This window comes from Mesorhizobium sp. M0761 (genome assembly GCF_040320205.1).
Taxonomy (GTDB): Bacteria; Pseudomonadota; Alphaproteobacteria; order Rhizobiales; family Rhizobiaceae; genus Mesorhizobium.
Genome location: NZ_JAMYPF010000021.1, coordinates 102,261 through 121,304, shown reverse-complemented (window position 1 = coordinate 121,304; position 19,044 = coordinate 102,261). Strand labels below are relative to the sequence as shown.

Here is a 19,044-nt window from a genome sequence, read left to right as displayed (position 1 = left end):
GATAATCCTGTCGAGGAGCCTCTTGGGGCCTGCAATGGCGCCAGTGAGACGTTTTCTAGGTCATGCGGCGGCTCTCAGCGTTTCGAGAACGTTTTGCGGGGATGAGACGCCATACGGGTCGGCCTCGCAGTTGTCGGAGAAACCTTCCTCCTCGAACCAGTGCTCCACCACGCCATTGTTGATCAGGGCGGCGTAGCGCCATGAGCGCATCCCGAATCCGAGATTGTCCTTGGCAACCAGCATGCCCATCTTGCGTGTGAACTCGCCTGAGCCATCGGGGATGAGCTGGACCTGCTTCAGGCCCAAGGACTTCCCCCACGCATTCATGACAAAGGCATCGTTGACTGAGAGGCAGTAAATCGCGTCAATTCCCTGCTTCGCAAACTCATCATAGAGCTCTTCGAACTTGGGCAATTGGTAGGTCGAGCAGGTCGGGGTGAAGGCGCCAGGCAGCGAGAACAGGATGACCCGCTTGCCGGCAAAGTAGTCGTCAGATGTTTTTTCTTGCCAGCGATATGGATTCGGCCCCTGGACTGACTTATCGTGAACACGCGTGAGAAAGGTGACGAAGGGAACTTTCTTTCGAACTGTCATCAAGTTGCTCCTGAAGAAGACTGCGCTGAATTCTGGCAGAGGCTGGCGCAATACCGGGCAAAGGCTCGTATCCCCGGCACGGAATGAGGGCCTCGCGGCTCGCAACCTCCTTTTTCCCTCCCGACGTATGGGAACGTCTTGGCGGTTGGTCTTGGCCACCCGAACGCAATCGATCTGAGCGAGCTGGACACCGTCGAGCCGGTTGCTTTCCACGGCTATGGCGCCGGAAGCGGGATCGGTCACTAGCGATAGTGCGTTTGGAAAAGGGATAGCGGCCGGAAGGAGCCAATATCGCAAAGCATGTGGGGGCCTGAAATGTCACTTCACGCAACAGACCCGCGTCACTGGATTCCGCGTCACTGGACTGGTTCAGCATGTTGTCGATATGTGGCAGTGACCCGCCGGCCTTGGTTTGGGTGACGACCCTTTGACAATGCTTTTCGGCACTCACATGCTGAACAGAACCGGCAAACCGCATTTGCGCGCGCGGCCCGCGTTGGCGCGCCGGCATCGGACCAGCCATGCGCAAAGCGGCCACCCAGAACGGACTTCCGGAGGAGACGATGCCCTGTTCAGCTGGAAGGGGCACCGTCTCCTCAGGCCACGGTCTGGAGCTTCGCGTATCGGGCATGGCACAAGTCGCTTTCATCGTGATTTGATGGTGCTCTAACCAGGAGCAGCAAGCGGCGTGCCATTTGGAATAGAGGTGCCGTTGGACCGCCCCTTTCTTCTCGGAGGCCGTGTCTTGGAAGATCGGGCGCGCGCTATAACCGCCTCGTCACCACACGCAACAACGGTGCTGTATGGTGCGGGTATTCGGCGCCCCGGCTGGGCAAAGACGAACCGGAAGCCGAGCCGATGCACTACCTCACACCGGCGGGCACTGCAGCGATTGTGTAGCGTGTGCCACTAGCGTGTTCTTGCGTGCGGAGGCACGGCTATCGCGAACACGCGCCTGTCGCAGCAACCATGAGCGCGCGTTCTTCGGCAAGCGCCGTGATTCCGTGAGGATCGAATTCCACAATCGTGTCTGTTTGCCGCCCTCTTATGTTCGAAACTGGACCAGAATGTCGCAAGCCCGACCTAAAGGTCGCCGAGGCGTTCTGTCCGACACTGTTCCGTCGCCTTTGTTGGCCGGCGACACCGGCCTATTTCGCCTAGCTCTTCTCTGGCCTCAGGCTAAGCCCCTAAAAGCATCACAGATTTTTTTCTTCGGTCGGCCAAATTGGCACGAGGTTTGAAGCCTCTTCGTTGCGGGCCGGGAGCCGCCGACCGACTTTCATTTCGTGGATGGCACGAATGGAACGAAGAAAGAAAAGCAAAATGTCAAATCCGCGTCGGATAGCGTCTATGGGCATGGGGTCCTCGGCGAAACCGCCCTTACCCAACAGCTCGCCGCTCTTGTCGACCCTTGCGCAGGAAATCTTGGCTGGCGGCGGCTCAAAGGCCCACCACACCGACCTTATCCTGAAATCGATGGTGCAGGATAAAGTTCTGCAACTCGCCGCGCGGTGTGCCTAGACAGTTACACGTTGGCCGATGTTGATAATCGGTCTGCCTTCGGACGACGTCCTCTACATGCCGTCTTAGGTCTTCGCTGCCGCAGCGCCCGCCGGTCACCTTCCGCCCTTCCATCGCTATAGAGTGAAGTGCCACCATGTCCGAACAACCTTTGCCGACGCTGCCGATGTGGCGGGTCGATCACATTGAGCCCTCGCCCGAGATGTTGGCGCTACGGGCCAACGGTCCGATCCACCGCGTGCGCTTCCCGTCCGGGCACGAAGGCTGGTGGATCACAGGCTATGACGAGGCCAAGGCGGTGTTGACCGACGCGGCGTTCCGGCCCGCCGGAATGCCGCCGGCGGCATTCACCCCGGATTCGGTGATTCTCGGTTCGCCAGGATGGCTGGTCTCGCACAAGGGGGGCGAGCATACGCGGTTACGCACGATCGTGGCCCCGGCCTTCAGCAATGGCAGGGTGAAGCAGCTCACGCAGCAAGTGGAGGCGATCGCCGCGCAGTTGTTCGAGACGCTGGCGGCCCAGCCCCAGCCCGCCGATCTGCGGCGCCACCTCTCCTTTCCGCTTCCGGCCATGGTCATCAGCGCGCTGATGGGCGTGCTCTACGAGGATCACGCCTTTTTCGCCGGGCTGTCCGACGAGGTGATGACGCACCAGCATGAAAGCGGCCCGCGAAGCGCGTCGCGCTTGGCCTGGGAAGAACTCCGCGCCTACATTCGCGGCAAGATGCGGGACAAGCGCCAGGATCCGGGCGACAACCTGCTGACGGACCTGCTCACGGCGGTCGACCAGGGCAAGGCGACCGAGGAAGAGGCGATCGGCCTGGCCGCGGGCATGCTCGTGGCGGGTCACGAGAGCACCGTCGCGCAGATCGAATTCGGCCTGCTGGCCATGTTCCGCCATCCACAACAGCGCGAACGCCTGGTCGGCGATCCATCCCTGGTGGACAAGGCGGTGGAGGAAATCCTGCGCATGTACCCGCCGGGCGCCGGCTGGGACGGCATCATGCGCTATCCGAGGACCGACGTGATCATCGCGGGCATGCATGTTCCCGCGGAGAGCAAGGTGCTGGTCGGCCTGCCGGCGACGTCGTTCGATCCGCGCCATTTCGACGACCCGGAAATCTTTGACATCGGACGTGACGAAAACCCGCACCTGGCGTTCTCCTACGGGCCCCACAACTGCGTCGGCTTGGCGCTGGCCAGGCTGGAACTCAAGGCGGTGTTCGGTTCGATCTTCCAGCGCTTTCCCCCGCTGCGCCTGGCCGTGCCGCCCGAAGAACTGAAGTTGCGCAAGGAGATCATCACTGGCGGGTTCGAGGAGTTCCCGGTGCTCTGGTGATGCGCGGACGCCACCAGGAATCCCGATGTTCTCGAATTGCCGGCGCGCCTGCCGCGCGCCGATCAGAAGCCAGCCAACAGGTGACCAAGATGGACGTGCAAGAAACCACGGCAGCATGCCGGGACGCCTTCGCCGAACTGGCGTCGCCAGCGTGCATTCAGGACCCGTACCCATTCATGCGGTGGTTGCGCGAGCACGATCCGGTACATCGCGCGGCGTCGGGCCTCTTTCTGTTGAGCCGCCACGCCGACATCTACTGGGCGCTAAAAGCCACTGGCGATGCTTTTCGGGGGCCGGCACCAGGCGAACTGGCGCGCTATTTCCCGCGTGCGGCGACCAGCCTGTCGCTAAGTTTGTTGGCGTCTACTTTAGCGATGAAGGAACCTCCAACGCATACGCGTCTGCGCCGGCTGATCTCGCGCGATTTCACCATCGGCCAGATCGACAAGCTGAGGCCGACCATCGCTCGCATTGTCGCAGCGCGCCTGGATGGCATGGCGCCCGCACTGGAGCGCGGGGAGGCAGTGGACCTGCATCAGGAATTCGCGCTGGCCTTGCCCATGCTGGTTTTCGGCGAACTGTTCGGCATGCCCCCGGACGACATTCTCGCGCTCGTCACCGGCATCAGCGCCATTCTGGAAGGCCTGAGCCCGCTCGCCAGCGATCCGCAGCTCGCCGCGGGGGACGAGGCCAGCGCCAGGGTGCAGGCCTACTTCGGCGACCTCATACAGCGCAAGCGCACCGATTCCCGCCACGACATCGTGTCAATGCTGGTCGGCGCACGCGACGACGATGCCGAGACGCTGTCGGATGCGGAATTGATCAGCATGCTCTGGGGCATGCTGCTGGGCGGCTTCGCCACCACTGCTGCGGCCATCGGCCATGCTGTCCTGGCGATGCTGGCGTATCCCGAACAGCGGCACTGGCTGAAGGGAGATGCCGTGGGGGTGAAGGCATTCGTCGAAGAAGCCCTGCGCTACGACGCGCCCGCCATGTTCAGCTCCATTCCGCGTATCGCCCAGCGCGACATCGAAATGGGCGGCGTCGTGATCCCGAAGAACGCGGACGTGCGCGTGCTGATCGCGGCCGGCAATCGCGACCCGGACGCCTTCGCAGATCCCGATAGCTTCGATCCCGTGCGGTTCTGCGGCACCAGTCCTGGCATGTCGATCGACGGGAAGATCATGCTGACCTTCGGCCACGGCATCCACTTCTGCCTTGGTGCGCAACTGGCCCGGGTGCAGTTGGCCGAAAGCCTGCCGCGGATCCAGGCGCGCTTCCCCACGCTGGCATTGGCCGAGCAGCCGACCCGGGAGCCCTCCGCGTTCCTTAGGACGTTCCGCGCGCTGCCGGTGCGGCTGCATGGGCAGGAGGGCTGAGATGCGCGTCGTGGTCGATCAGGATCTGTGCGGAACTACCGGACAGTGCGTGCTGACGCTGCCGGGCACCTTTCGCCAGCGCGAACCGGACGGCGTGGCCGAAGTGTGCGTGGCGACGGTCCCGCAGGCGCTGCATGACGCCGTGCGGCTTGCGGCCAACCAGTGCCCGGTCGCCGCCATTCGGGTGATCGAAAGCGACGCCGGCCATGACGAGCGCGCCAGCGCCGACCCTGCGCCTTCTCCGGCGCAGGCCGAGCGGCATGCCCCCGAAGAACAATGCAATCAGGAGGCACGATGGGACGGTTTGAAGGCAAGGTGGCCGTGGTGACCGGCGCCGGCGCCGGCATCGGCAAGGCATGCGCTCTCGCCATCGCGCGCGGGGGCGGCAGAGTGGTGGTGGCCGACATTGATGGCTCGGCGGCCATCGCCTGCACCGCGCAGATCGCGGCCGATGCAGGCCACGCGCTGCCCATAGCCATGGATATCGCCGATGATCAGGCGGTGGCAGCGCTGTTCGAGACGGCGGAGCGGCACTTCGGGGGGGTCGACCTGCTGGTTAACAATGCGAGCGCCATGCATCTGACCCCGCGCGACTGCGCGATCCTCGACCTGGACCTGGCAGTCTGGGATCAGACCATGGCGACCAATCTGCGCGGCACGCTGCTCTGCTGCCGGCAGGCCATCCCACGGATGATCGCCCGCGGCGGTGGCGCGATCGTCAACATGTCGTCGTGCCAAGGGCTCAGCGGTGACACGGCGCAGACGTCCTATGGCGCGTCGAAGGCGGCGATGAACATGCTCTCGGCTTCGCTCGCCACCCAGTACGGTCATGCGCAGATTCGCTGCAACGCGGTTGCGCCGGGTCTTATCATGACCGAGCGTCTCCTCGCCAAGCTGGACGAGTGCATGCAACGGCATCTGCGCCGGCACCAGCTCCTGCAGCGCGTCGGCCGCCCCGAGGACGTGGCCGCGCTCGTGGCGTTCCTGCTCTCCGCCGATGCTGCGTTCATCACCGGCCAGGTCGTGTGCATCGATGGCGGCATGCTGGCGCATGTGCCAACATACGCGGACGGTGGCAACAGCTGCGCCGCGCGCCCTGCCGGCGACACCGAATCGGCGACGGCGGCGCGCTGCTGATGGACATGCTGCTCAACCCACTCAACCGTCGGCACCGGTTGCGATCCGACATCCCGGTCATGCCCGGCGCTTTCCCCCTGGTCGGGCATCTTCCCGCCATTGTCTGCGACCTGCCGCGCCTGCTGCAACGCGCAGAACGGACGCTGGGCAGCCACTTCTGGCTGGATTTCGGCCCTGCCGGACATCTGATGACCTGTGTGGATCCGGACGCTTTCTCACTGCTCAAGCACAAGGACGTGTCCTCGGCGCTGATCGAAGAGATCGCGCCCGAATTGCTTGGCGGAACGTTGGTTGCCCTGGACGGCGGCGCGCACCGGCAGGCGCGCGATGCCATCAAGGCAGCGTTCTTGCCCAAGGGACTGACCCAGGCCGGGATCGGCGACCTGTTCGCGCCCGTCATCCAGGCGCGGGTGCAGGCGTGGCTCGCCCGCGGCGAGGTAACTATCCTGCGCGAGACCGGCGACCTGATGCTGAAGCTCATCTTCAGCCTCATGGGAATCCCCGCGCAGGACCTGCCGGGATGGCATCGCAAGTACCGGCAATTGCTGCAGTTGATCATCGCGCCACCGGTCGACCTGCCCGGATTGCCTTTGCGGCGCGGCCGCTCCGCCCGCGACTGGATCGACGCGCAGTTGCGCCGGTTCGTCCGCGATGCGCGCGCGCATGCCGCGCGCACCGGGTTCATCAACGACATGGTGAGCGCTTTTGACAGCAGCGACGGTCCGCTCTCCGATGACGTCCTGGTCGCGAATATTCGCTTGCTGCTGCTTGCCGGTCACGACACCACTGCCTCGACGATGGCCTGGATCGTGATCCAGCTGGCGCGGCAGCCTGTGCTGTGGGACGCCCTGGTCGAGGAGGCGCAACGCGTGGGCGCGGTGCCGACCCGGCACGCGGACCTGGCGCAGTGTCCGGTCGCCGAGGCGCTGTTCCGCGAGACACTGCGCCTGCATCCGGCGACCACGCTCCTGCCGCGTCGCGCGCTGCAGGAATTGCAACTCGGCCAACGGCGCATTCCCGCGGGCACCCACCTATGCATCCCGCTGCTGCATTTCTCGACCTCGGCGCTGCTGCACGAGGCGCCAGATCAGTTCCGCCTGGCGCGGTGGCTGCTACGCACAGAGCCGATCCGGCCCGTGGACATGCTGCAGTTCGGTACCGGCCCACACGTCTGTATCGGCTACCACCTCGTATGGCTGGAAATGGTGCAGTTCTGCATCGCATTGGCGCTGACCATGCACAAGGCCGGGGTGCGGCCGCAATTGCTGAGCGACGTCGAAAAAGGCCGGCGCTATTACCCGACCGCACATCCGTCCATGGCAATCCGCATAGGCTTCTCATGAGCTGGCATCGCATGCCCCGTGTGGAAGGCAGCCGCGCCGGCGAGGCGCGGCATTGCTGCACTCGGCGCTCGCACTCGTGTGACGACTTGCGCTCGCCGTGGCCGTCTCAGCTACAAGGACATCAACAACATGCAGACCGGTTCCACTCCACGCGACCGAATCGGCGTTTCCGCATTCGGCGGATTGGGCGCGCAGGCGCGCGGCGCCTCCGGCGGGCTGCTCCCGGAGATCTGGATGCAGGACGGCGCAAAGCGGGTCGAACAGGCTCTGGGGCGTCTGCTCTGCGCCGAAGACGACGGTAAGACGGAGCTGATGGCGGCCATGCGCTACGCCACCTTGCATGGCGGGAAGCGCACCCGCGCCTTGCTCTGTCTGGCTGCCGGCGCACTGGCGGGCACGCCGGCGCACATGCTCGACGACGTCGGTGCCGCCATCGAGATGATGCACGCCTGTACCCTGGTCCACGACGATCTGCCCGCGATGGACGACGACGTGCTTCGCCGCGGCCTTCCGACCGTGCACGTAAAGTTCGGCGAAGCCACTGCGATCCTGGTCGGCGATGCGCTGCAGGCCCACGCCTTCCTGACGCTGGCGAGCCTGGATGCGCCGGGCGACAATCGTATTGCGCTCGTGCGCGAACTGGCGCAGGCGGTGTCCGCCGAGGGTGCCGCAGGCGGGCAGGCCATGGATCTGTCGCTGGTCGGAAAGCACGCCGGGCTGGACAGGATCCTGGCGATGCACCGGATGAAAACCGGAGCGCTAGTGCGCGCGTCGGTTCGCATGGGCGCGCTATACTCCATCGCGGAGGATGCCGCGCACGCTGCGCTGTACAGTGCGCTCGATCGCTACACCGCCTGTTATGGCCTGGCGTTGCAGGTGGCCGACGACATTCTCGACGCGACGGCGGATACCGCGACTCTTGGCAAGACCCCCGGCAAGGACGCGGCGGCGCAGAAGCCGACCTGCGCGTCGATCATGGGGTTGCAGGCAGCGCGCCTGTTCGCGCTGTCCTTGTTGCACGACGCCGGGGAGGCCATCGCCCCTCTGGGGCCGCGTGCGGAAGGGTTGGCGCAGATGCTGCAGCGGGCCGACCAGTATCTGTCCGCGCCATACGCATGAGCGGCCCATTATCCGTAAGGACTCGCCCCTGTGCTGGTGCGATCGGCCGGCGGGCGCTGCATGCTGCACTGTGTCCGTGTCGGCGGCGACGTGCGCGGCGTCTGCACGTTTCTGTTCTCATTAGCCCTCTGCAGAAGGAACATCCCGCGTGAACGCGCTGTCCGAACAGATCCTTTCCGAATTGCGCCACCTGCTGAGCGAGATGAGCGACGGCGGCAGCGTCGGTCCGTCCGTATACGACACGGCGCGAGCTCTGCAGTTCGACGGCAAAGTCACCGGTCGGCACGAGGCATATGCGTGGCTCATCGCGCAGCAACAGGCCGATGGCGGATGGGGAAGTACGGACTTCCCGCTGTTTCGCCATGCGCCTACCTGGGCGGCGCTGCTGGCATTGCAGCGTGCCGATCCTCTTCCCGGGGCTGCCGACGCAGTCCAGGCTGCAACCCGGTTCATCGAGCGCCAGTCCGACCCCTACGCGCATGCGGTGCCGGAAGACGCGCCCATCGGCGCGGAGCTGATCCTGCCGCAGTTGTGCGACGAGGCCGCATCCTTGCTGGGCGGCTTGTCGTTTTCGCGCCACCCGGCGCTGTTGCCGTTGCGGCAAGCACGCCTGGTCAAGCTGGGGGCTGTGGCGACGTTGCCGAGCGGCCATCCGTTGCTGCACTCCTGGGAAGCCTGGGGGACGTCTTCGGCCACGGCATGCCCGGACGACGACGGCAGCATCGGCATCAGTCCGGCGGCCACCGCCGCGTGGCGTGCGCACGCCGTGACACAAAGAAGAACGCCGCACGTCGGGCGCACGGGCGGGTATCTGCAGGCGGCATCGCGGGCGACTCGCACCGGCATCGAAGGTGTCGTTCCCAACGTCTGGCCAATCAATGTGTTCGAGCCATGCTGGTCGCTGTACACCCTGCATCTGGGCGGTCTGTTCGCGCATCCCGCGCTCGCCGAGGCGGTGCAAGTGATCATCGCGCAGCTCGACGCCCGGCTCGGCGTGCGCGGTCTGGGCCCTGCCTTGCACTTCGCGGCCGATGCGGACGACACCGCCGTTGCGTTGTGCGTCCTTCGCCTTGCAGGCCGCGACCCGGCGGCCGACGCGTTGCGCCAGTTCGAAACCGGCGAGCTCTTCGTCACCTTCCCCGGTGAGCGCAATGCCTCGGTGTCGACCAACATCCATGCCCTGCATGCGTTGCGAATGTTGGGAAAACCCGCCGCCGGCACCAGCGCCTACGTCGAGGTCAATCGCAACCCGCACGGTATATGGGACAACGAAAAATGGCACGTTTCGTGGCTGTATCCAACCGCGCATGCGGTCGCTGCGCTGGCGCAAGGCAACCCGCAGTGGCGCGACGAGCGCGCGCTGGCAGCGCTGCTGCAGGCGCAGCGCGACGACGGCGGCTGGGGCGCCGGTCGCGCGTCCACATTCGAGGAAACCGCCTATGCGCTGTTCGCGTTGCACGTGATGGACGGGACCGAAGAGCCGGCAGGGCGCCGGGGCATAGCGCAGGCGGTGGCGCGGGCGCTGAAGTGGATGCTCGCCTGCCACGTGGCGCATTCACTGCCCCAGACGCCGCTGTGGATCGGCAAGGAACTGTATTGCCCGACCCGGGTGGTGCGCGTGGCCGAACTCGCCGGGTTGTGGCTGGCGCTTCGTTGGGGGCGGCGTGTTTTGGCCGAGGGAACAGGAGCCGGGCCATGATCCCGACCGACCGCGCGCTGCAGCAGGTGCTGGAATGGGGGCGTTCCCTGACCGGGTTCGCCGACGAGCATGGCCTGGAAGCAGTCAGGGGCGGCCAGTATATCCTACAGCGCATCCATCCGAGCCTGCGCGACACCAGCGCCCGCACCGGCCGCGATCCGCTGGACGAAACGCTGATCGTGGCCTTCTATCGCGAACTGGCGCTGCTGTTCTGGCTGGACGATTGCAACGACCTTGACCTGATCGCACCGGAGCAGCTCGCCGCGGTGGAGCAGGCGCTGGGGCAGGGCGTGCCGTGCGCGCTACCAGGATTCGAGGGCTGTGCTGTGCTGCGCGCTTCGCTCGCCGCGCTCGCCTACGATCGTCGCGACTATGCCCAGCTTCTCGAGGATACCCGGTGCTACTGCGCGGCGCTGCGTGCCGGACACGCGCAGGCGGCAGGGGCAGAGCGCTGGTCCTACGCCGAGTACTTGCAGAACGGCGTGGATTCGATCGCCTACACGAACGTGTTCTGTTGCCTGTCGTTGCTGTGGGGGCTGGACATGGCGACCTTGCGCGCGCATCCGGCGTTTCGCCAGGTCCTGCGGCTCATCTCCGCGATAGGGCGCTTGCAGAACGATCTGCATGGACAAGAAAAGGATAGGTCGGCCGGCGAGGCCAACAACGCGGCGATCCTGCTGCTGCAGCGCTATCCGGCCATGCCTGTCGTGGAGTTCCTCAAGGACGAGCTGGCCGGCCACACACGCATGCTGCACCGGGTGATGGCGCAAGAACGCTTTCCCCGGCCGTGGGGACCGCTGATCGAAGCCATGGCGGCCATCCGCGTGCAGTACTACCAGACCTCAAACAGTCGCTACCGCAGCGACCCTGCGGGGGCAGCCCAGCGTGCGCCGGCCTGAACGAGCGGAAAACGGCGGCGTGCGCGCGCTGCCGTCGGTCCGACCCGACGCAACGCCGTCGCCCGATGACGCGGATGGAGCGAGCATCAGCGACACCAAGTTGAGCCGGCGCAAGGACGACCATCTGGACATAGTGCTGAATCGGCGAACGGCACGGGCCAAGGCCGCCGGCTGGGAGTACATCCGTTTCGAACACTGCGCATTGCCCGAGTTGGACCTGACGCAGATCGACCTCAGCGCCTCGCTGCTGGGCAAGACCATGCGCGCGCCTCTGCTGATCAGCTCCATGACTGGGGGCATGCCACGCGCCGAGGCCATCAACCGGCATCTGAGCGAGGCAGCGCAAGCCTTGGGGATCGCCATGTGCGTCGGTTCGCAGCGCGTGAGCCTGCAATCCCGCAACTCCCAGGGGCTGACGCGCGCGTTGCGCCGCCTGGCCCCAGACGTTCCCTTGCTGGCCAATATCGGCGCCGCGCAACTGCGCGAGGCCGACGGCCTGGACCTCGCGCGCCGGGCGGTGGATGCACTAGAGGCCGATGGACTCATTGTCCATCTCAATCCGCTGCAGGAAGCGGTACAGCCGGAGGGCGACCGCGACTGGCGCGGCGTCCTGGCCCAGATCGCTCGCGCCGCACGTAGCGTCGGCGTGCCGATCGTGGCCAAGGAAGTGGGGTCTGGCCTCTCTGCCTCGGTGGCTTGTGCGCTCGTTCAGGCGGGCGTGGCGGTGATCGATGTCGCCGGCGCCGGCGGCACCAGTTGGGCCGCAGTGGAGGGCGAGCGGGCCCCCGATGCCGCCGACCGTACAGTTGCGATGGCGTTCGCCGATTGGGGGATCCCGACCCCGGCCAGCGTGCAGGCGGTACGTCGGGCGCTGCCAGCGGTGAAGCTGATCGCGTCGGGCGGGGTCAGCGACGGCGTCGACGTGGCCAAGGCTATCCGCCTCGGCGCGGACATCGCCGGGCAGGCAGCCGGCGTGCTGCGCGCGGCTACGGTATCCACCGAGGCCGTTGTCGCGCATTTCGAGATCGTCATCCGCCAGTTGGCCGTCGCCTGCTTCTGCACCGGCTCGGCTGATCTGGCGGCGTTGCGCCAGGCCCGCTTATTGCCCTCGGCCCATCTGCCCGCCGGTTGATGCCGGCGTAGCCCGCAGGTGGCGGCGGGCGCATAGCCTTACTGAGTGAGAAAGTCTCGGAAGCGGGGACGCGCTGGTCACGGGCTTGTTCGGGTGCTGCTTCGTGATCGGGGAGGCACCCCGCCATGCCCCGAACGGACAGCCGAGAGTAAAGCGGTATTCGACGGCTATGTCGATGCTTGATCAGGGTGGTCACGCCGATCGAGCCGAGCCCCTGAAAGGGCCGGAACACCAGGTGCGGCGGGAGACCGGCAGGAGCAGATGGTGCAAATCCATTGCAATGAAGGAGTATTCCTGCAAGCGACGGAGAAGGTAAGCCAGCCTCAATCCCTTGTGTTTGCTTGGTGTTATGCAAATTAGGCACCGATCCACATTGCCCCCGAGTCATGCGCGGTCGGTCGTGAGGTGCCTCCGGCTATCCACAGCACTTCCCGGCAAGGTGCCCAACGCCCATTAGAGGCGCTTGGATCGGCTTGATCAGGGCGTTGGGCGCGGTCGTCATGAAGCCGTAAAGCTCGAAATCGCCGGCGCCGTCCTTGACCTTGCGCACCCCATGCCATGGCGTCCAGAGGCCAGCGAAGAAGAAAAGCGGCCGGTCCTCATTGAGCGCGAACCAATCCGCTGAATACCTGTCTCAGGGTCCTTATCGCCGGGTGTTGGGCTGGGCTCCGAGAAACTCGTCACAGGCACCACACAGCGATGCTCAACCCCAACATACTGCTGCCAATGGCCGTATTGTGGGTTGCGGATATTGGTCGTGCCGTAGTCGGCCTTGCCCTTGACCCGTTCGAGCGGTGTCGGCATTCCCCAAAGCAGGTTGGCGACTTCACGTTGCCCGTCTGCCGCATTGCGGACCACCGGACCGGGCTGGTTGGGGTTGATGTCGATGGACGGTTCAGGTTGCCTGAGATGGTCGCGCAGAGCCCTGGTGCACTGGCGTAAGGCTTCTTGCGACGTGGTGATGTTGTGCAGATTGCACATCTAGGAAGGAGCAACCCCGTTCTTTTTGGCAAGCATGGAAAGGGCTTTTTCCTTGATATCTGCCGCGACCAAAGTCAGAGCTTCGTCGCGATCCTTGAAACTTGCGATCGATGTACCCTTGAGGGTCGCCTGAAAAGACCCGAAGAGCTCTTCCTGCCACAGGCAATTTCTCGCGATCACTGGAATAACAACCGTCGTGTTGTTGGCCTCTCTCTCCATCGCGTGAGTTAGCTCAATCTGGTTGCAATAACGCGAGTTGATAAAGTCAACGCTTATCAGGAGGATGATAATGTCGGCGCTCTCTAGATTGCCCTTGATGGCGTCCGCCCATTTGTCGCCAGTCTCGATTTCGCCATCGTGCCAAGCCTCGACAAGACCAAGTCGGCTCAGCGGCGTAAGGTGCTTTAGAAGGTCAACCTTGATAGCCGCATCTGCATGCGAGTAGGAGATAAACGCCTTGAGAGGCTTGGGACTGGGGCTAGCCGCATTTTGGGGGAGGGACATAGTCCCACCGGGACCTCCTCTTATCTGTCCATTCTTCCTCAGGCGGTCCTTAGTTGTCGTGTAACGTTCTTCTATCCAACCCAGTTTATTGAAAAGGGCTGCGTTCTTAACGCTCACTTTTCCGCCCCCCGACAATTCTCTAACGGCGTCCATAAACCGGTCTTCTAGAGTTCCAACGCGCTTCCGCGATTTTGCCTTGCTTGCCATTTTATGGAGCCCCCCGAATCTAGGTCGACACTTCCAGCGAAAGTCTTTTGCAGTCAAGTCGACGCTGGAAATTAAGCCGGGAAATCCTCTAATTGGGGAGCCGGCTTGTTGCCAGCAATAAACTCGAACGGTGCGTTGCGTCTTTGTGTTAGCTTGTCGGGTCGGAGGTCTAGCCAGCCTGAGTTAGAGCCTTCTCAAGCGCCGGTCTGGGCACCTCAAGCTGCGCCTTGTCGCCACCCCATAGTCGTCCCCGACGCTGCGAGCCGTCCAAGGGTTGTCAGCTTTGGTGATGCTGACACGGGGCCTAGCCTACGCGCTTAGCGTCATCTCAGTGTCCGCGGCCAGAGCATCGATATCCCGTCGAATTGCTTTCCCAGGTCGCACCGCTCCTTGGCTCATATCGCATTCACCAAAGACTATCTCTGGAACGAAATTGACCGACCCCGGGAACGCTCCAGGCCGATCCGAGCTAACTGGTCAATCCAAACAACTTGGAATGACACCTTAGCGGGTATTATTCTAAAAATGCCCACGGTGCCCCGGTTACAGGCAGCCCGCGAACGCGGGCGAAAGGGTGGACCCCGTCCGAAACAAACCCAATCAGCGCTCCGAAATCACTCCACTCAGCTAAATGAAGGCCGTCCGGCATCTGAAGCCGCCCGTCTCTTTCATAGGACCACTGTAGCGCATCGGCGCCGAGGTCAAATAGCCGTTGGCTGAATGTTCTTTCAGTTGGCCGTCTGCAGCGACGCATGCACTAGGCCTATTACGAAGAAAGCCGGTGGACGGTGGCCACAGCAGCTGTATGAACCGCCCTGGGTTGATCGGAGGCTCCAACTCCTGAGAAGGTGGAGCCATGACAAGCAAGACGACCAACAAGTTCTCTCCCGAAGTCCGGACCCGCGCGGTGCGGCTGGTTCTGGATCACGAAGGCGAGCATGCCTCGCGGTGGGCGGCGGTTTCATCGATCGCCGCCAAGATCGGCTGCACGGCGCAGACGCTGCATGAGTGGGTGAAGAAGGCCGAGCGCGACAGTGGCGTGCTCGCCGGCGAGCCTACGGACGTGGCAACGAAACTCAAGGCCTTGGAGCGCGAGAGCCGCGAGCTTCGCTAGGCCAACGAGATCCTTCGCAAAGGCTTCCGCGCATTTTGCCCAGGCGGAGCTCGACCGCCGGTTCAGGCCACGATCGCGTTCATCGACGATCACCGCCAGGCGCATGGGTCGAGCCGATCTGCAAGGTGCTGCCGATCGCCCCGTCGACCTACCACGACCATGTCGCCAAGGGCATCGATCCTTCCCGGCTGTCGGCTCGGGCGAAGCGGGATGAGGCCTTGAAGGATGAGGTCCGACGCGTGTTCGAGGCCAACTTCCGCGTCTACGGCGTTCGCAAGGTCTGGCGGCAGCGCGAGCGCTTCGACGTCGCCCGCTGCACGGTTGCCCGCCTGATGAGGCCATGGGTCTTGAGGGCATCATCCGCGGCAAGCCGATCCGCACCACAGTGAGCGACAAGGCCGCACCTTGCCCTCTCGATCAAGTTAATCGCCAGTTCCATGCCCCGGCGCCGAACATGCTGTGGGTCTCCGACTTCACCTACGTCGCGACCTGGACGGGCTCCGTCTATGTCGCCTTTGTCATCGACACCTATGCGCGAAGGATCGTCGGCTGGCGGGTGAGCCGGACGGCGCATGCCAGATTCGTTCTGGACGCTCTGGAACAGGCTCTCCATGATCGGCGGCCCGCGCAGGGGGGCAGGCTCATCCATCACAGCGATAGAGGCCGCCCAATACACCGAGCGCCTGGCGGAGGCCGGCGTCGAGCCTTCGGTAGGCAGCGTCGGCGACAGGTACGACAATGCTCTCGCCGAAACGATCAACGGTCTTTACAAGGCCGAGGTGAACCATCGACGCGGACCCTGGCGCAATTTCGAAGCCGGTTCGCTAGCTCGATTGGGTGGATTGGTTCAACAATCGCCAGCTGCTGGAGCCCATCAGCAACATCCCGCTGGCCGAAGCCGAGGAACGCTACTACGCCATGCTGGATGACCCAGCCATGGCCGCGTGACTCAAACGAAACGGCCTCCGGAAAACCCGGTGCGGTTCAGTTCTCGGAGGGACGACGTTGCCGCGCGGAGCTAAAGGGAGAGAGGACGATTGATCTCTTTCCATATCATTTTCTTCATATATGATACGCAAACAGATCACATAAGCACGGATGAGATACCTTCGCGTACCATCGCGCATTGGAATAGATCGTATAGGTAGCATTATGGACTCTGAATCGGAAATTCTACGGGAAATTGGTGGGCTTTTCAGGCAGGCGAGGTTGGCTGCTGCTATGACGCAGGAGCAGGTCGCTGATTTGGCGGGTATATCCCGTCCCCGATATCGCGACATCGAAAAGGGAGCCGCAGCCGCGCGTGCGACGACGCTCATGAATATCGCTCGCGCGCTCGGTCTGGAAATGATGCTGGTTCCGCAAGCCATGGTGCCGGCTGTCCAGGCTCTATTGCGTCCGCATGATGATGACGATCGACCCGCCTTTGTTTCTCAACCTGACGATGACGATCATGGCTCCAGTCTTTCGCGCACCTAAGACGATCCCATCGCTGGACGTGCTCTTGAATGCAGTGAAGATCGGCACAATCGTCAGGACGCCGGGCGATTTCAATGCGTTCAACTTCGATGACGCCTACCGCGCGACGGGCGGCTTTCCGGTTCTCAGCCTGTCGTTCCGGGCAGCGACGGGAGGATTGCGGAAAGATCCAAAGCCTCTGGCAAGCGCCTTGCCCGCTTTCTTCGCGAACCTCCTGCCGGAGGAGAAATTGCGGGAGGCGATGGAAAGTCATCACGAAGGCAACGTGCGGCCAGGCAATGATTTCGATCTTTTAGCGGCACTGGGCGCCGATCTGCCGGGAGCCGTACGGGCGTTGCCCAGTGACGGCGCGATAGCGGTTTCGAAGGATGGCTCAAAGGATCACCCCAAGGCACGGTTCTCGCTTGCCGGCGTGCAGATGAAGCTGTCGGTCATGAAGAACATTGGAAAAGGCGGCGGCTTTACCTTGCCGATGGACGACGAGCAGGGCCGGTACATTGCCAAGTTCCCTTCGACGGCGTTTCCGGGCGTTTCCGAGAACGAATTCGCCAACCTGGCGCTGGCAGCAGCAATCGGCATGGAGGTTCCTGAATGCGAACTGGTCGAGAAGTCCGATTTTGAGGGCGTTCCCGAAGAATTCAATACGCTGTCGGAGGGCAAGGTCCTTCTCGTCAAACGCTTCGATCGCGGCGCCGGTGGCGAGAGGATACACATCGAGGATTTCGCTCAGGTCTTCGGTGTCTACCCCTCGCGCAAATATGAGGGGGCCGCTTATCACGACATAGCCTTGGCTCTTGGCGTGGCCGTCTCGCCTACGGCGGCTCTCGATTTCGTCCGCCGCCTGGCACTGAGCGTCATCACCGGCAATGGCGACATGCACCTGAAGAATTGGTCTTTGCTCTATCCCGGAAACGGCGACAAGCCGGCGCTTGCACCAATCTACGACGTCCTGTCCACCGTGCCATATATTCCCGCCGACGCCATGGCGCTGTCGCTTGGAGGAGAGCGCTCGTTCAAGGCGCTAGCAGCACCGCGATGGAAAGCATTTGCGAACCGCGCAAGGCTTCCGGAGCCGGCAGTCCTAAAGGCAGTGGTCGAGACGGTCGAACTCGTCAACGAGTACTGGTGGGATCTGCCTGAGCGCGACGTTGTCGCAGCGAAAGTGCTCGAGCGGATGGACGAACATGTGAAGGCGATGACGCCGATACTGAACTCCTGCGCCGATAAGTGAGCCGAGTCCCCTCGGGTTGCTGATATAGCGGAACTTTCCGCCCGCGGCCCTATGGATGGCCGTGGATCGAAGGTATGCCAGCGTGGCGCGAGATTCCGCGGAGTGTCCTACACGCGTGAGCAAGCACGTCAGCTCGCCGGAACAGACAGTATCCCGCAATTCACCCAACAGGATCGAGCTGCTGTTCGTCCACTTCAACATAACGACGCGGTTCAAACGAATTCGGTGACTGAGGATCGCGATCCGACGCTTTGTGTCGCCATTGTCGGGTCCGCTACACGGTCTGTTGCGACGATCCTTTCTGGGCCCTCAGGCTAAACCCCTGAAAAGCAACCATTAAATTATTCTTCGGTTGGATCAGCCAAATTGGCATGAGTCTTGAGATCCTTAGGTGCGAGGCGGCTACAGCTGCCCGACCGGCATTCATGTCGCGGCAGCCGCGATGAATGGAACGAAGGAAGGAAAGCTACATGTCAGGTTTGCGTCAGATCGCCTTTTACGGCAAGGGCGGCATCGGCAAGTCCACCACCTCCCAAAATACGCTCGCCGCCCTGGTCGACCTCGGGCAGAGAATCCTCATCGTCGGCTGCGACCCCAAAGCCGACTCCACCCGCCTGATCTTGAACGCGAAGGCGCAGGATACCGTCCTGCATCTCGCGGCAGAGGAAGGTTCGGTGGAAGACCTGGAACTCGCGGACGTACTCAAGGTCGGCTACAAAGGCATCAAATGCGTGGAGTCGGGCGGACCCGAGCCAGGTGTCGGCTGCGCCGGCCGCGGCGTGATCACCTCGATCAACTTCCTCGAGGAGAACGGCGCCTACGACGATGTCGACTATGTCTCCTACGACGTTCTCGGGGATGTGGTGTGTGGCGGTTTCGCGATGCCGATCCGCGAGAACAAGGCCCAGGAAATCTATATCGTCATGTCCGGCGAGATGATGGCGCTCTATGCCGCCAACAACATCGCCAAGGGCATCCTGAAATACGCCCATTCGGGCGGCGTGCGGCTCGGCGGCCTGATCTGCAACGAGCGCCAAACCGATCGCGAGCTCGACCTCGCCGAAGCGCTGGCTTCCAGGCTCAATTCCAAGCTTATCCACTTCGTGCCGCGCGACAACATCGTCCAGCACGCCGAACTCAGGAAGATGTCTGTCATTCAGTATGCGCCGGACTCCAAGCAGGCCGGGGAATACAGGGCGCTGGCCGAGAAGATTCACGGGAATTCGGGCCAGGGCACCATCCCGACCCCGATCACCATGGAGGAGCTCGAGGACATGCTGCTCGACTTCGGCATCATGAAGACCGACGAGCAGATGCTTGCCGAGCTTCAGGTCAAGGAAGCGGCCAAGACTGCCGCACAGTAGCG

At 63.4% G+C, this 19,044-nt stretch carries 16 protein-coding genes, 1 pseudogene and 1 other annotated feature; of the genes and pseudogenes, 13 read left to right on the top strand and 4 right to left on the bottom strand.

The window, feature by feature from the left end:
• Window positions 1–60 precede the first annotated feature (60 nt).
• Together NKI32_RS26765 and NKI32_RS26760 are read right to left on the bottom strand one after the other, a co-directional pair.
• Window positions 61–594, bottom strand: coding sequence for a peroxiredoxin (locus NKI32_RS26765; RefSeq protein ID WP_031243734.1), 534 nt, complete (start codon window positions 592–594; stop codon window positions 61–63).
• Between the two features lie 1,196 nt (window positions 595–1,790).
• Window positions 1,791–2,051 carry a hypothetical protein gene (locus NKI32_RS26760; protein WP_352797902.1) on the bottom strand — a complete coding sequence of 87 codons (261 nt, stop codon included), beginning with the start codon at window positions 2,049–2,051 and terminating at the stop codon, window positions 1,791–1,793.
• A gap of 200 nt (window positions 2,052–2,251) precedes the next feature.
• On the opposite strand from NKI32_RS26760, the gene NKI32_RS26755 reads away from it, so the two are divergent.
• From NKI32_RS26755 to fni, 9 genes are all read left to right on the top strand, one after another.
• The gene (locus NKI32_RS26755) at window positions 2,252–3,454 is read left to right on the top strand and encodes a cytochrome P450 (RefSeq protein WP_352797904.1); all 1,203 of its coding nucleotides are present in this window, start codon (window positions 2,252–2,254) and stop codon (window positions 3,452–3,454) included.
• A gap of 89 nt (window positions 3,455–3,543) precedes the next feature.
• Window positions 3,544–4,833, top strand: a complete 1,290-nt coding sequence (locus NKI32_RS26750) for a cytochrome P450 (RefSeq protein WP_353004413.1) — start codon at window positions 3,544–3,546, stop codon at window positions 4,831–4,833.
• A 1-nt stretch (window position 4,834) separates the two neighbouring features.
• Window positions 4,835–5,161, top strand: coding sequence for a ferredoxin (locus NKI32_RS26745; protein ID WP_352797908.1), 327 nt, complete (start codon window positions 4,835–4,837; stop codon window positions 5,159–5,161).
• Complete coding sequence (locus tag NKI32_RS26740; RefSeq protein ID WP_031204274.1) at window positions 5,128–5,970, top strand: glucose 1-dehydrogenase; 843 nt, start codon at window positions 5,128–5,130, stop codon at window positions 5,968–5,970. The genes NKI32_RS26745 and NKI32_RS26740 overlap by 34 nt, the downstream gene beginning before the upstream one ends.
• Entirely contained in the window at window positions 5,970–7,313 is a 1,344-nt protein-coding gene (locus tag NKI32_RS26735; protein WP_352797909.1) for a cytochrome P450, read from the top strand. Before NKI32_RS26740 ends, NKI32_RS26735 begins: the two co-directional genes overlap by 1 nt.
• A gap of 129 nt (window positions 7,314–7,442) precedes the next feature.
• A complete protein-coding gene (locus tag NKI32_RS26730; RefSeq protein WP_031198818.1) occupies window positions 7,443–8,432 on the top strand; it encodes a polyprenyl synthetase family protein in 990 nt (329 codons plus the stop codon).
• Between the two features lie 148 nt (window positions 8,433–8,580).
• Window positions 8,581–10,131: a prenyltransferase/squalene oxidase repeat-containing protein gene (locus tag NKI32_RS26725; protein WP_353004409.1), complete on the top strand. Its 1,551-nt coding sequence runs from the start codon at window positions 8,581–8,583 to the stop codon at window positions 10,129–10,131.
• Window positions 10,128–11,030, top strand: a complete 903-nt coding sequence (locus NKI32_RS26720; protein ID WP_353004407.1) for a terpene synthase family protein — start codon at window positions 10,128–10,130, stop codon at window positions 11,028–11,030. The genes NKI32_RS26725 and NKI32_RS26720 overlap by 4 nt, the downstream gene beginning before the upstream one ends.
• 28 nt (window positions 11,031–11,058) lie before the next feature.
• Complete coding sequence (fni, locus tag NKI32_RS26715) at window positions 11,059–12,162, top strand: type 2 isopentenyl-diphosphate Delta-isomerase (protein ID WP_502898001.1); 1,104 nt, start codon at window positions 11,059–11,061, stop codon at window positions 12,160–12,162.
• A 498-nt stretch (window positions 12,163–12,660) separates the two neighbouring features.
• On the opposite strand, the gene NKI32_RS26710 is transcribed toward fni, so the two are convergent.
• The gene (locus tag NKI32_RS26710; RefSeq protein ID WP_353004405.1) at window positions 12,661–13,143 is read right to left on the bottom strand and encodes an SOS response-associated peptidase family protein; all 483 of its coding nucleotides are present in this window, start codon (window positions 13,141–13,143) and stop codon (window positions 12,661–12,663) included.
• On the bottom strand, window positions 13,144–13,854 hold the full coding sequence (locus NKI32_RS26705) for a toll/interleukin-1 receptor domain-containing protein (protein WP_353004403.1): 711 nt from the start codon (window positions 13,852–13,854) through the stop codon (window positions 13,144–13,146). It lies immediately after the preceding gene.
• 856 nt (window positions 13,855–14,710) lie between these two features.
• Here NKI32_RS26705 and NKI32_RS26700 point away from each other — a divergent pair.
• From NKI32_RS26700 to nifH, 4 genes and pseudogenes are all read left to right on the top strand, one after another.
• A pseudogene (locus NKI32_RS26700) lies at window positions 14,711–15,916 on the top strand (IS3 family transposase).
• Window positions 14,996–15,111: a sequence feature (AL1L pseudoknot), on the top strand. It overlaps the preceding pseudogene by 116 nt.
• Before the next feature lie 204 nt (window positions 15,917–16,120).
• Window positions 16,121–16,447, top strand: coding sequence for a helix-turn-helix domain-containing protein (locus tag NKI32_RS26695; RefSeq protein ID WP_353004401.1), 327 nt, complete (start codon window positions 16,121–16,123; stop codon window positions 16,445–16,447).
• Window positions 16,422–17,678, top strand: coding sequence for a type II toxin-antitoxin system HipA family toxin (locus tag NKI32_RS26690; RefSeq protein ID WP_353004431.1), 1,257 nt, complete (start codon window positions 16,422–16,424; stop codon window positions 17,676–17,678). Before NKI32_RS26695 ends, NKI32_RS26690 begins: the two co-directional genes overlap by 26 nt.
• 470 nt (window positions 17,679–18,148) lie before the next feature.
• Window positions 18,149–19,042 carry a nitrogenase iron protein gene (gene nifH, locus NKI32_RS26685; RefSeq protein ID WP_023763052.1) on the top strand — a complete coding sequence of 298 codons (894 nt, stop codon included), beginning with the start codon at window positions 18,149–18,151 and terminating at the stop codon, window positions 19,040–19,042.
• Window positions 19,043–19,044: the final 2 nt, after the last annotated feature.